This window comes from Mesorhizobium sp. M4B.F.Ca.ET.017.02.2.1 (genome assembly GCF_003998955.1).
GTDB lineage: Bacteria > Pseudomonadota > Alphaproteobacteria > Rhizobiales > Rhizobiaceae > Mesorhizobium > Mesorhizobium abyssinicae.
In genome coordinates, this window is sequence record NZ_RZOF01000167.1 from 1 (window position 1) to 13,022 (window position 13,022).

Consider the following 13,022-nt stretch of genomic DNA (forward strand, 5'->3'; position numbering starts at 1 on the left):
GTCGTCAGCGCAGCGACGGATTCGCCTTCGCCAATGCCGCTTTGCCCGCCGGCCGGGCCGGGATCGGTCTCCTTGCCCTCGGGCGTCAGGCGCTGGGTGAACTTGGTCGCCTCGGCCGGTTCGCCGGCGCCCGCCGCCGGCGGCGCCGCCGCGGCGTCGGCGGCAGGCTTGGCCGGCTTCACCAGCGGCTCGGTGGTGACGGTCTTATCTCCGCCAAGACCGAGCATCGAGCCGAACGCGTCCTTGTTCAGCCAGATGCCGTAGCCACCGCCGCCGATCACCACGAGCACGGCGGCCGCGGCGATGAGCCCGCCATAGCTGCGCTTGCGCGCGGCGGGGCGCAGCCGCTGGAAAGTTTCGGCCGGCGCCGGCTCCTGGTCGTTGTCGAAGACCTCATCCTGGTCGTTCGGCACCGAGCTGTCCATGCCAGCCAGGGGGACATCGGTCTCGAATGGCGGCGGCGCTGGCGGCGCCTTCTGCCAGCCTGGCTCCGTCTTGGCGACGGGCGGCGCCGGCCGGAACGGTTCGGGCTTGGCGGGCTCCGGCCTGGCCGGTTCGGGTTTGGCGACGACAGGCTGCCGGACATGGCTCGGCTGGTTCTTGTTGCGGTCGATCGAGGAGAAGATGTGCTCCAGCTCGGCCAGCGGATCGGCCGCCGGCGCGCTTTTGGCATAGCCCCGTTCGACGCTGGAAATGGCATCCTCGAGAGTGCGCTTCTGCTGATCGGCGACCGACGGCGCCAAAGGCGGGACGTGGTCCGCAAGCTTCTTGGCGATTGTCGCCCGCGCCTTGTCATAGACCTTCGACCGCATCTCCGGCGTGTTCTCGCTGAGACTGTCGATCGTCTTTTTCAGAACGGTGATGAAATCTGCCATGCTTCAGTGGACCTGCATTTTGTTCCCGGGCCGGCCCCCGCAAATCAGCCGCTATGCCTGGAAAGGCTGAGAAACTAGTCTTGAAACGGATCGGTCACAAGTATCGTGTCATCCCGCTCCGGGCTGGTGGAAAGCAGCGCCACCGGCGCGCCGATCAGCTCCTCGATGTATCGGACATACTTGACCGCCTGGGCCGGCAGATCGTTCCAGCTGCGCGCGCCGGCGGTGGTGCCTTTCCAGCCTTCGAGCGTCTCGTAGACCGGCTCGACACGTGCCTGCGCGCCCTGGCTTGCCGGCAGATAGTCGATCGTCTCGCCATCGAGGCGGTAGGCGGTGCAGACCTTGATCTCGTCCAGCCCGTCGAGCACGTCGAGCTTGGTCAGCGCGATGCCCTTGATGCCGTTGACGGCCACCGCCTGGCGCACCAGCACCGCGTCGAACCAGCCGCAGCGGCGCTTGCGGCCGGTGACGACGCCGAATTCATGGCCGCGCGTGCCGAGGAACTCGCCGATCTCGTTCTTCTGCTCGGTCGGGAACGGACCTTCGCCGACACGCGTCGTGTAGGCCTTGGTGATGCCGAGCACATAGCCGATGGCGCCCGGACCGACGCCCGACCCGGCTGCCGCCTGGCCGGCGACGGTGTTGGACGAGGTGACGAACGGATAGGTGCCGTGGTCGATGTCGAGCAGCGTGCCCTGCGCGCCTTCGAACAGGATGCGCTCGCCGGCGCGGCGACGGTCGTCGAGAACCTTCCACACCCGGTCCATGTAGGGCAGGATGTCGCCGGCGACCGAGGTCAGCTCCTGCATGATCGCCTCATGCGTCGCTTCCGGGTGGCCGAGCCCGCGACGCAGCGCATTGTGATGCGTCAGCAGCCTGTCGACCTTCACGGGAAGCGTTTCCAAATCCGCCAGATCCATCACCCTGACCGCGCGCCGGCCCACCTTGTCCTCGTAAGCGGGTCCGATGCCACGGCGGGTCGTGCCAATCTTCGTCCCGGAATTGGAGGCGGCGTCCTCGCGGAATCCGTCCAGCTCGCGGTGCAGCGACAGGATAAGCGCGGTGTTTTCGGCTATTTTCAGGCGGTCCGGCGTCACCTCGACGCCTTGCGCCTTCAGTTTCGCCGCCTCGGCGACGAACGCGTGCGGATCGAAGACCACGCCATTGCCGATGATCGACAGCTTGCCCTGCCGCACCACGCCGGAGGGCAGGAGCGACAGCTTGTAGACCTTGCCGTCGACGACCAGCGTGTGGCCGGCATTGTGGCCGCCCTGGAAGCGCACGACGACGTCGGCCCGCTCCGACAGCCAGTCGACGATCTTGCCCTTGCCTTCGTCGCCCCACTGCGAGCCGACGACCACCACATTGGCCATGTTGCTTTTCCCTTGAGATGCCGACTTGCGGCTTGAAAACGACAGGCCTCTATAGCGTCAAGACCCGGCGAACGCGACCATTCTTTGCCGCCGAAAACGGCCAAAGGCATAAGAATTTTGCCTGCCGCGCCGGTCCCGGGCGCTCCCGCCAGGCCGACGCCCGGCACAAACGCAAGCGCCGCGCGGCTATCGCACGCGCGGCGCTGTCATGCAAATCGGCGCGATCTGGTTCAGTCGCCGCCGACGTCGAACCGCAGTCGCTTCGCCGAGTCGCTCGACTTGTGCGCCCGCACCTGTTCCAGGACCGTTTCCGGGAACGGCGCGTCGAGATAGAGCAGCGCGATGGCGTCGCCACCCGGCCGGTTGCGGCCAAGCTGGAAGTTGGCGATGTTGACGCCGTTCTCACCGCAGACCGTGCCGAGCAGGCCGATGATGCCGGGCGCGTCGGCATTGGTCGTGTAGAGCATGTCGCGGCCGACCTCGGCGTCGAGATTGATGCCCTTGATCTGGATGAAGCGCGGCTTGCCGTCCGAGAAGCAGGTGCCGGCGATCGACCGGGTCCTGTGCTCTGTGGTGACGGTCAGCTTGATGTAGCCGTCGAAGACGCCCGACTTGTCGCGCTTGACCTCGGCGACGATAATGCCGCGTTCCTTCACCATGATCGGCGCCGACACCATGTTGACGTCGGAGACCTGCGGCCGGATCAGGCCGGCAAGGGCCGCGCTGATCAGGGCGCGCGTGTTCATGGTCGCGGTCGAGCCGTCGAACAGGATCTCGACCTCCTTGATCGGATCCTCGGTAACCTGGCCGACAAAGGCGCCGAGCACCTCGGCGAGCTTGACGAAGGGCTTCAGCCGCGGCGCTTCCTCGGCGGTGATCGAGGGCATGTTGATGGCGTTGGAGACGGCGCCCTTGATCAGGTAGTCGGACATCTGCTCGGCCACCTGCAGCGCGACGTTCTCCTGCGCCTCGGTGGTCGAGGCGCCGAGATGCGGCGTCGCCACGACATTCTCCATGCCGAACAGTTCGTTGTTCTCGGCCGGCTCGACTTCGAACACGTCGATGCCGGCGCCCGCCACCTTGCCGCTCTTCAGCGCCGCCACCAGGTCTGCCTCGACGATCAGCCCACCGCGGGCGCAATTGATGATGCGCACGCCGGTCTTCATCTTGGCGATCGCCGCCGCGTCGATGATGTTGCGTGTCTTGTCGGTCAGCGGCGTGTGCAGCGTGATGAAGTCGGCGCGCGCGAAAAGCTCGTCGAGCTCGACCTTTTGAACGCCGAGCTCCTCTGCGCGGCTGTCCGAGAGGAACGGGTCGAAGGCGATGACGTGCATCTTCAGCCCGACGCCGCGCGTGGCGACGATCGAGCCGATATTGCCGCAGCCGATCACGCCCAGCGTCTTGCTGGTGATCTCGATGCCCATGAAGCGGTTCTTTTCCCACTTGCCGGCATGCGTCGAGGCATTGGCCTCCGGGATCTGGCGGGCGAGCGCGAAGATCATCGCGACCGCGTGCTCGGCGGTGGTGATCGAATTGCCGAAGGGCGTGTTCATCACGATGATGCCCTTGCGGCTGGCCGCCGGGATGTCGACATTGTCGACGCCGATGCCGGCGCGGCCGACGACTTTGAGATTGGTCGCGGCGTTGATCAGCTTTTCGGTGACCTTGGTGGCCGAGCGGATGGCGAGGCCATCATACTGGCCGATGACTTCGGCCAGCTTTTCCTTGTCCTTGCCGAGATCGGGCAGATAGTCGACCTCGATGCCGCGATCCTTGAAGACCTGCACTGCGGTGGTTGAAAGCTTGTCTGAGACGAGAACGCGGGGCGCCATGGCGGCCTCCTTTGAATGGGATTGATCCGGTTGGAAATGGGCGGCCTGCAGGCCGCCCGCCAGAAACTCAGGCCGCTGCCTTCAGCGACGCCTTCTGCGCGGCAAAGGCCCAGTCGAGCCAGGGCAGCAGCGCCTCGAGGTCGGCGGTCTCGACTGTCGCGCCGCACCAGATGCGCAGGCCGGGCGGTGCATCGCGATAGGCGCCGATGTCATAGGCGACGCCGTCCTTGTCGAGCGCCGAGACCAGCCCCTTGGCGAAAGCCGCCTGCCCGTCGGCGTCGAGCGCCGCGACATCTGGATCGGTGAAGGAAAAACACGCCGAGGTGTTCGAGCGCGTCGCCGGGTCGACGGCGAGATGGCCGAGCCAGGATGATTTGGCGACGAACCGGTCGAGCACCGCCGCATTGGCGTCGGCGCGGGCGACCAGGGCGTCGAGGCCGCCGATCGACTTCGCCCAATGAAGCGCGTCGAGATAATCCTCGACGCACAGCATCGACGGCGTGTTGATCGTCTCGCCCTTGAAGATGCCCTCGATCAGCTTGCCGCCCGAAGTGAGGCGGAAGATCTTCGGCAGCGGCCACGAAGGCTTGTAGGTCTCCAGCCGCTCGACGGCGCGCGGCGACAGGATCAGCATGCCGTGCGCACCCTCGCCGCCCAGCACTTTCTGCCAGGAGAAGGTGACGACGTCGAGCTTGGCGAAATCGAGCCTTTGCGCGAAGGCCGCCGAGGTCGCGTCGCAGATGGTCAGACCCTTGCGATCGGCGGGAATGAAATCGCCGTTCGGCACCCGCACGCCGGACGTCGTGCCGTTCCAGGTGAAGACCACGTCGCGGTCGAAATCGATGCCGGCCAGGTCCGGCAGCGCGCCATAGCCGGCCTCGAACTTGCGCACGTCGGCGAGCTTCAGCTGCTTGACCACGTCGGTGACCCAGCCCGAGCCGAAGCTTTCCCAGGCGACCATGTCGACGCCGCGCTCGCCGAGCAGCGACCAAAGCGCCATCTCGACCGCGCCGGTGTCGGACGCCGGCACGATGCCGATGCGGTAGTCGGCCGGAACCTTGAGGATTTCGCGCGTCTGCTCGATCGCCTGTTCGAGCTTGCTCTTGCCGATCTTGGCGCGGTGCGAGCGCCCGAGCGCGGCAGCTTTCAGCGCCTCGACCGACCAGCCGGGACGTTTTGCGCAGGGACCTGAGGAGAAATTGGGATTTGCCGGACGGAGTCCGGGCTTCGTAAGCGTCGTCATCGTGGTCTATCCTTCCAGATAGTGGCCCCTCGTTGGGGAGGGGTGGCCCACGGACGGCGATATGCGTTCAGGCTTCCGGCGTCAAGAGGAAAGTTTTTGTCGCTGGCGGGATACTCGCGCCGCGTCGGCAAGCAGCGGCCCGCAAAAGCAAACGGCGGGTCCACGGACCCGCCGTCAAGAATCCTGCCCCGGCGGACCTACCAGAGATCGTAGCGCAGCCCGAGCTTGACCGTCTGGTAGTCGATGCCCTTGTGGATGTTGAAGGCGCCGCTGTCAAAGGCCACGTATTTGGCGCTCGGCACCGAGAAGTACTCGTAGCCGAGATCGACCGAGAGGTTCTTGCTCACCTGATAGGAGAACCCGGCGCCGATCGAATAGGCAAGGTTGAATTTTGCTTCGGAATCCTCCGATCCCTGGTAACCCGCCGGATCATCGCAGGTGAAGCCGCCGCCGCCCGACGAATCCGGCGCGATCTCGACGCAATTGCGCTCGCCCTGGGTCTTGAAATACTTGTTGTAGGCGACGCCGATGCCGCCGCCGACATAGGGCGTGATGCCGACATAGGTGCCGAGGTCGACATAGCCATTGGCCATCACGCTGTAGCCCTTGTTGGTGGCGCGGTTCGTGGCCACGCAGTCTTCCGTAGCCGGGGCCGTGCCGATGATGATGACGCCGCCGGGCCCGATCGTCACCGTATTGGTGTGGCCGGCGCAGCCGTCCGGCACCACTGCGTGGTCGCCGAACTTGTTGGTCGGCAGGATGCCGCCATTGAGTTCGACCCTGAGGAAGTCATTGAGGTGGTAGCCCATGCCGATGCTGCCCGTGAACAGGCTGCTGTCGTTGGTGAAGCTGGTCGCTCCGCTCGCCGAGATCTGATGCTCGAACGGATGGCTGAACGCGTAGCCGATATCGCCGCGCAGATACCATCCCGAGCCGACCTCGACCGGCACGTAGTCCGGCGCCTGGTCGACATAGATCGGCGGATCGTAGTCGGCCGGCAGCGCCTGCGTCACCGGCATCAGCACGATGGCGGCCAGCGCCAGCGCTATACGCGATTTGAATACCATGTCCCCGGCTCCCGAACTTGGCGCGCGCCGCAAGCGCAGCACCGTTTTTCAAGGAGCATTGTTAACCATAGTGGTTAAGTGCCGGTTAAGGATAACAGAGCGTTAGCGAATTGATTTCGAAGAGCTTTAGATCGGACTTTTCTTGCAAACGAAAACCGCCCGGCAAGGCCGGGCGGCTGAGGAACTTCTCGAATATTCAGGCGCTTACTTGGTATAGATCGGCTCCGGTTCGGGCTGATAGGCCACTACCGGCGCTGCGCAGCCATTGTTGCCGCCGAACTGATAGCGCAGGCCACCGCGCACCTCGTGCGTATTCATGCCGTGGTCGAAGCCTGGGCCGGAGCTGGTGGTATCAAACTCGAACATGCGTCCGCCTTGGATGTGGCTGAAGCGGTAGCCTGCGTCGAAGATGAGCTTGTCGGTCAAGCAGTAGGAAGCGCCGGCCATGAGTGCGTAGGCGAAACGCCAGTTGGACGACCCGGGGTTGGTCTCGGTGGTGTTCGGATCGCGGACCGTGTCCCACTTGATACGCGCGCCGCCAATGCCGGCGCCGACGTAGGGCGTAATGCCGTGGTAGGTGCCGATATCGACATAGGCATTGGCCAGCAGCAGAAAGGCGCTCATCTTCGACACTTCGGTCGATACCGAGACGAGGTCCGAGGTCTGACCGTTGAAGTTTGACTTGAACCAGTAGTCGGCAGTCAGATCCGTACGGAAGTAGCTATTGATCTTGTAGCCGACGCCGCCGCCGAGCGAGAAACCGCCCTTCAGATTGCCGAAATCGAAATCGTTTGTGCCGGGCGGCGGCCCGTATGTAATGTAGTCGATACCGCGCAAACTAGACTTATGATAGTCGATGTCGCCGCGGATATACCACCCGCCGACGTCGACGGGCTGCTCGTAGGTGACCGGCGGCGGCGCCGCTTCGACCACTGGCGGTTCCGCGAGATCGGCGGCAAGCGCCGGCCCGGCCACCCCCGCGAACAGCGCGGCAAACAGTGCCATTCTTGCTGTATTGAACATGCTTGTCACCCCTAAGAAGCCTCGGAACAACGAATCCGCCCGAATGCGATTGACCTCGGGTGTGGATAATGAATTGCAAAGGTTAAAAGCCGTTTAACCGTACCGATTAACTACGAATCTATACAATTTTAGAGCGAACTGCTCGCCCGGCCGGCCCGGCCTTGCCGAGGCGATTGCGCAAAAAAGCCCGCCGGATGGCGGGCTTTGCGAATTCGGCGGGTCGTGTCGCGCTCGGATCAGGCGGCGCTTCGGGTTTCCGAAATGATGCCGACGAGATCGTTGACGACAGCCTCGACCAGCTGCGGGTCGTCGCCCTCGGCCATGACGCGGATCAGCGGCTCGGTGCCGGAGGGGCGGATGACCAGGCGCCCGGCCTTGCCGAGCCGGTTGCGCGCCTCCTCGATCGCCGCCTTGACCGGCGCTTCCTCGAGCGGCTTGCCGCCGGCGATGCGGACATTCTTCAGAAGCTGCGGCACCGGCTCGAACTTCTTCGACAGCTCGCTGACCGGCCGGTTCTGCCGCTTGATGCAGGCCAGCACCTGCAGCGCCGAGACCAGCCCGTCGCCCGTGGTCGAGAAATCGGAGAGCACGATGTGGCCCGACTGCTCGCCGCCGACATTCAGCCCATGCGCGCGCATGTGCTCGACGACATAGCGGTCGCCGGCCTTGGTACGGTGCAGCTGAGCTTCATGTCGCCGAGGAAGCGCTCCAGGCCGAGATTGGACATCACCGTCGAAACGACGCCGCCGCCGGCCAGCCGCCCGCTCTGGTGCCAGGACTCGGCGATCAGCGCCATGATCTGGTCGCCGTCGACGATGGTGCCGTTCTCGTCGACGATCACCACCCGGTCGGCGTCGCCGTCGAGCGCGATGCCGATATCGGCGCGCACCTCATGCACCTTCTTCTGCAGGCCTGCCGGATGGGTCGAGCCGCATTCCTTGTTGATGTTGAAGCCATTGGGTTCGACATTGATGGCCACGACCTCGGCGCCGAGTTCCCACAGCGCCTCGGGCGCCACCTTGTAGGCGGCGCCGTTGGCGCAGTCGACGACGATCCTCAGGCCCGACAGCGACATCGAGCGCGGCAGCGTGCGCTTGGCGAATTCGATATAGCGGTCGTGCACGCCGTCGACGCGCTTGGCGCGGCCCAGCCCGTCGGAATCGGCAAGCGCCAGATCGATGTCCTTGTCCAGCATGCCCTCGATGCGCTCCTCGATCTCGTCGGAGAGCTTGTAGCCGTCAGGGCCGAACAGCTTGATGCCATTGTCGTAGTAGGGGTTGTGCGAGGCCGAGATCATCACCCCGATATCGGCGCGCAGCGAGCGCACCAGCATGGCGACGGCCGGCGTCGGGATGGGACCGAGCAGGAACACGTCCATGCCGGCGGCGCACAGGCCCGAGACCATGGCGTTTTCGATCATATAGCCGGAAAGCCGGGTGTCCTTGCCGAGCACGACACGGTGGCGATGGCTGCCGCGCTGGAACGAAAGGCCGGCGGCCATGCCGACCCGCATGGCGACTTCCGCCGTCATCGGAAACTTGTTGGCGCGTCCGCGAATACCGTCGGTGCCGAAATACTGCCCTGCCATGCGTTCCCTGATCCCCGTCGGTTTTTCAGCCGCTCGTATTGCCACAATTGAGCCGCACCCGATCATCACATTTCGTGATTATATATTACCATTCCTTAGAAAATCATTGTTGCGGGCCGTGCAACTGATTCGACAGTCTATCATGGCGGTCCTTCTTGCGGGAACGACCAGGCGTTGCAGCTCCACTGGGTCCGGAATCGCCCGCCACACCTTGCTCAAGGGCATCTGAGCGCAAGGATTCCATCACCTTATCGGGAGGAACACGGTTTGTGAGGGTGTCGGCGCCGCTGGCATCTGGCGCGGGCGGGCGTTGAGGGCTATTGGTTTCGCAAAGGGACAACCTATGGGCGGCAGCAACGGAGAAAACGCCATGCTCATCCACCGACTTGCAACCTTGACGGGATTAGCCGTCGCAACCCTGTTCCTGGCGGCGCCGGCCAATGCGCTGACCATGGCCGAGTGTAGCACCAAGTATAACGCGGCCAAGGACGCCGGAACACTTAACGGCCAGACGTGGAACCAGTTCCGCAAGGCTGAATGCGGCACCGACGCGGCGGCAACGACCGCCGAGACCAAGCCCGCCAAGAAGACGGCGAAGGCGAGCGATGCGGCCAAGACCGACACCAAGGCCGCCGCTGCCACCGACGACAACGCGGCCAAGGGCCTGACCGCCAAGGAATGCAGCACCAAATACCAGGCCGCCAAGGCCGCCGGCACGTTGAACGGCATGAAGTGGAACGACTTCCGCAAGACCGAGTGCGGCGCCGGTGCCACCGCCGCTGCTGCCGACGCCAAGCCCGCCAAGACCACCAAGGCGGCGGCCGCGACCGAGGAAACCGCCAAGGGCCTGACCACCAAGGAATGCAGCGCCAAATACCAGGCAGCCAAGGCCGCCGGCACGCTGACCGGCATGAAGTGGAACGACTTCCGCAAGGCCGAATGCGGCCCCGGCGCCACCGCCGCGGCGGAACCCGCCAAGGCAACCACCAAGGCCGCCGCCGCTGAAGGCGGCAAGGGCCTCAGCATGGCCGATTGCAGCGCCAAGTATCAGGCGGCCAAGACCGCCAACAAGCTCAACGGCATGAAGTGGAACGACTTCCGCAAGGCCGAGTGCGGCGCTGCCGCGGACGACGACGACACGGTGCCGGCTCCGACCGAGGCCACCTACACCAGCGAGCCCGAGAAGCCCACCGTTGCAGCTCCCAAGGGCGTGAAGTTCCCGACGGCGATCTCCAAGAAGTATGCCAGCGAGACGCCGGGCAAGGGCCGCATGCACACCTGCCTCGAGCTCTACTACGCCAACAAGGACGCCAACACGCTGAATGGGCTCAGGTGGATCCAGAAGGGCGGCGGCTTCTACAGCCTCTGCAATGCCAAGCTGAAGAGCTGATTTCGCTTCGTTTACGGCTGACGAAGGCCCGCGAACCGTAAGGTTCGCGGGCCTTTTTCTTTGTTGGGGGTATTTGAGCGAGTACGGCGCATTTGAGCTGGCCAGCGGATATTCCTCAGGCGTTGGCGCTGCCCCTCACCTGCCTGCCGGCATCCTCTCCCCGTATAGTGACGGGGAGAGGGGCGCTCTCATCGCCGGTCTCGCCAATCGCTAACGTTTCAGGAAAGGCGACGAGGTTGCGGCCAGCCCCTTCTCCCCGTCACTATACGGGGAGAAGTGCCCGGCAGGGCGATGAGGGGCAGCGCCGACTTATGAAAAGAGAGCGGGTCAAAAGCAAAAACGCCACCGACCAGCCGCGGCGCTTTTGGTAGGTATTCGCTCATCCTCACCCCTGCGGCTGGGGCCGCATGCCGCCTTTCTTGCGGCGGCCGCCGGTGCCGGCCTTGCTCGCATCTGCATCTCGCGGGAGCGATCGGCATCGTCAACCCGCCCACACTTCCACCGCCAGCTTTATAGTCGCTCGCAAAATTCCGATTGAACATATACAGAACAAACAGTATACAAAAAGACATCGATCTCGTTAGCAACCCGGAGGGTCTTATGTCTAGTTTGAAATTGGCGGTATTGGCTGTGACGGCATTGGTTGCGTGGGGCGTCGCCCCTGCAAGCGCACTGACGATGAAGGAATGCGGAGAGACCTATCGCGCAGCCAAGGAAGGCGGCACTCTGAACGGCCTGGACTGGGCCGCCTTCCGCAAGGAGAAATGTGCGATGCCCGTTGCGGAGAGTGTCAGCACGGATACGGTCAAAACCGAGCCGCAGCCGAAAAAGGAAACCAGCGCGGCGGTCGCGCCCACCGTAGCGCCGGCGGGCGTGACATTCCCGACCACGCTGGCCGCCGAGTTCAAGACCGAAAAGCCCGCGAAGGCGCGGATGAAGACCTGCCTGCAGGGGTACCACGGCAACAAGGAGGCAGGTACGTTGAACGGCCTTCGTTGGATCCAGAAGGGCGGCGGCTATTACAGCCTGTGCAATGCGCGGCTGAAAGCTGAATCATAAAAAACGGATACGGCGGATAAAGCGATTCCACAGCCGCCAGGCCGTCATCCTCGGGCCTGTCCCGAGGATCTGCTGTCGTGCGACATCTGGGCGACGGAGTTGGAAACCGCCAACCCGGTTGCGTTGCTGGTCCTCGGGACAGGCCCGAGGATGACGCTCCAATGTACATCCGGCGCGTCTCCTGATTCACAACGCGTCGTGCGAAGCCGAAACCAAAGAATAGAGCGCTTCTGCGTTCCCTGAAACGGCAAAGCGCTCTGATCTCGACTAGAGCGGTTCAGCGTTTCATGGAATCGCCGAACCGCGCTAACTATTTGTTTCGACGCAATTCCGGACGGAAAACCGTTACACACTTTTCCTGGAATTGCTCTAGCCCTGCGGCTGCGGCTCCATGCCGCCTTCGGGCTCCGGGCCCTTCTTGCGGCGGCCGCCGGTGCCGGCCTTCGGCACGGCCGAGCCGCGGCTGGGCGGCGTATCGTCGCCGAGGTCGCGGGCCGGCTTGTGGCCGGCGATCAGTTGCTTGATCTCTTCGCCGGTCAGCGTCTCGTATTCGAGCAGCCCTTGCGCCAGCGCGATCCATTCCTTCTTCTTCTTGGTCAGGATGGCCTTGGCCGTCGAATAGGCGTCGTCGATCAGCCGGCGCACCTCGGCGTCGATGATCTGCGCCGTCTCTTCCGAGATGTTCTGCGTGCGCGCCACTGAATGGCCGAGGAAGACCTCTTCCTGGTTGTCGCCATAGGCGACATGGCCGAGCTTGTCGGAGAAGCCCCAGCGCGTGACCATGGCGCGCGCCAGCTTGGTCGCCTGCTCGATGTCGGAGGAGGCGCCGGAGGTGATGTTCTCCTTGCCGAACTTGAACTCCTCGGCGACACGGCCGCCCATCATGATGGCGAGGCGCGAGACCATGTACTTGTAGCTCATCGAATAGCGATCGCCTTCCGGCAGCTGCATGACCATGCCCAGCGCGCGGCCGCGCGGGATGATCGTCGCCTTGTGCAGCGGGTCGGCCGTCGGCACGTTGAGCGCCAGGATGGCATGGCCGGCCTCGTGATAGGCGGTCAGCTCCTTCTCGGCCTGCGTCATCGCCGACGAGCGGCGCTCCGCGCCCATCATGATCTTGTCCTTGGCGTCCTCGAATTCGGCCATGGTGACGAGGCGCTTGTTGCGCCGCGCCGCCATCAGGGCGGATTCGTTGACGAGGTTCATCAGGTCGGCGCCGGAGAAGCCGGGCGTGCCCCGCGCGATCACCTTGAGGTCGACATTGGGCGCCAGCGGCACGTTGCGCACATGCACCTTGAGGATCTTCTCGCGGCCGACGATGTCGGGGTTCGGCACCACCACCTGGCGGTCGAAGCGGCCGGGCCTCAGCAGCGCCGGGTCGAGCACGTCGGGCCGGTTGGTGGCGGCGATCAGGATGATGCTTTCGTTGGACTCGAAGCCGTCCATCTCGACCAGCAACTGGTTCAGCGTCTGCTCGCGCTCGTCATTGCCGCCGCCCAGCCCTGCGCCGCGATGGCGGCCGACAGCGTCGATTTCGTCGATGAAGATGATGCAAGGCGCGTTCTTCTTGGC

At 64.4% G+C, this 13,022-nt stretch carries 8 protein-coding genes and 2 pseudogenes; 2 read left to right on the forward strand and 8 right to left on the reverse strand.

The window, feature by feature from the left end:
- The 7 genes and pseudogenes from EN738_RS19630 to glmM form a co-directional block, all read right to left on the reverse strand.
- Nucleotides 1-875 (reverse strand): annotated as a pseudogene (locus EN738_RS19630) (hypothetical protein); the annotation flags it as partial.
- 74 nt (nt 876-949) lie between these two features.
- Nucleotides 950-2,248 (reverse strand): adenylosuccinate synthase, encoded by a 1,299-nt coding sequence (locus EN738_RS19635; RefSeq protein ID WP_127285153.1) that lies wholly within the window; start codon nt 2,246-2,248, stop codon nt 950-952.
- Nucleotides 2,249-2,478: 230 nt separating this feature from the next.
- Nucleotides 2,479-4,080: a phosphoglycerate dehydrogenase gene (serA, locus tag EN738_RS19640; protein WP_127285154.1), complete on the reverse strand. Its 1,602-nt coding sequence runs from the start codon at nt 4,078-4,080 to the stop codon at nt 2,479-2,481.
- 67 nt (nt 4,081-4,147) lie between these two features.
- Complete coding sequence (locus EN738_RS19645; RefSeq protein WP_127285155.1) at nt 4,148-5,323, reverse strand: phosphoserine transaminase; 1,176 nt, start codon at nt 5,321-5,323, stop codon at nt 4,148-4,150.
- Between the two features lie 197 nt (nt 5,324-5,520).
- Nucleotides 5,521-6,390, reverse strand: a complete 870-nt coding sequence (locus tag EN738_RS19650) for an outer membrane beta-barrel protein (protein WP_127285156.1) — start codon at nt 6,388-6,390, stop codon at nt 5,521-5,523.
- A gap of 204 nt (nt 6,391-6,594) precedes the next feature.
- On the reverse strand, nt 6,595-7,413 hold the full coding sequence (locus EN738_RS19655; RefSeq protein ID WP_127285157.1) for an outer membrane protein: 819 nt from the start codon (nt 7,411-7,413) through the stop codon (nt 6,595-6,597).
- 236 nt (nt 7,414-7,649) lie between these two features.
- Nucleotides 7,650-9,001: pseudogene (gene glmM / locus EN738_RS19660) on the reverse strand (phosphoglucosamine mutase).
- 370 nt (nt 9,002-9,371) lie between these two features.
- Between glmM and EN738_RS19665 the strand changes: the two are divergent.
- Both EN738_RS19665 and EN738_RS19675 read left to right on the forward strand, forming a co-directional pair.
- Nucleotides 9,372-10,391 carry a hypothetical protein gene (locus EN738_RS19665; RefSeq protein WP_127285158.1) on the forward strand — a complete coding sequence of 340 codons (1,020 nt, stop codon included), beginning with the start codon at nt 9,372-9,374 and terminating at the stop codon, nt 10,389-10,391.
- Nucleotides 10,392-10,991: 600 nt separating this feature from the next.
- Nucleotides 10,992-11,450 (forward strand): hypothetical protein, encoded by a 459-nt coding sequence (locus EN738_RS19675; protein WP_127285159.1) that lies wholly within the window; start codon nt 10,992-10,994, stop codon nt 11,448-11,450.
- Nucleotides 11,451-11,819: 369 nt separating this feature from the next.
- On the opposite strand, the gene EN738_RS19680 is transcribed toward EN738_RS19675, so the two are convergent.
- On the reverse strand, nt 11,820-13,022 hold a 1,203-nt coding region (locus tag EN738_RS19680), incomplete at its 5' end, for an AAA family ATPase (RefSeq protein ID WP_127285160.1).

Excerpts from the sequence above, each read along its gene's own strand:
- EN738_RS19650 (WP_127285156.1), bottom strand. The coding sequence starts at position 6,390 with ATGGTATTCAAATCGCGTATAGCGCTGGCGCTGGCCGCCATCGTGCTG.
- EN738_RS19665 (WP_127285158.1), top strand. The coding sequence starts at position 9,372 with ATGCTCATCCACCGACTTGCAACCTTGACGGGATTAGCCGTCGCAACC.
- serA (WP_127285154.1), bottom strand. The coding sequence starts at position 4,080 with ATGGCGCCCCGCGTTCTCGTCTCAGACAAGCTTTCAACCACCGCAGTG.
- EN738_RS19655 (WP_127285157.1), bottom strand. The coding sequence starts at position 7,413 with ATGTTCAATACAGCAAGAATGGCACTGTTTGCCGCGCTGTTCGCGGGG.
- EN738_RS19675 (WP_127285159.1), top strand. The coding sequence starts at position 10,992 with ATGTCTAGTTTGAAATTGGCGGTATTGGCTGTGACGGCATTGGTTGCG.
- EN738_RS19635 (WP_127285153.1), bottom strand. The coding sequence starts at position 2,248 with ATGGCCAATGTGGTGGTCGTCGGCTCGCAGTGGGGCGACGAAGGCAAG.
- EN738_RS19645 (WP_127285155.1), bottom strand. The coding sequence starts at position 5,323 with ATGACGACGCTTACGAAGCCCGGACTCCGTCCGGCAAATCCCAATTTC.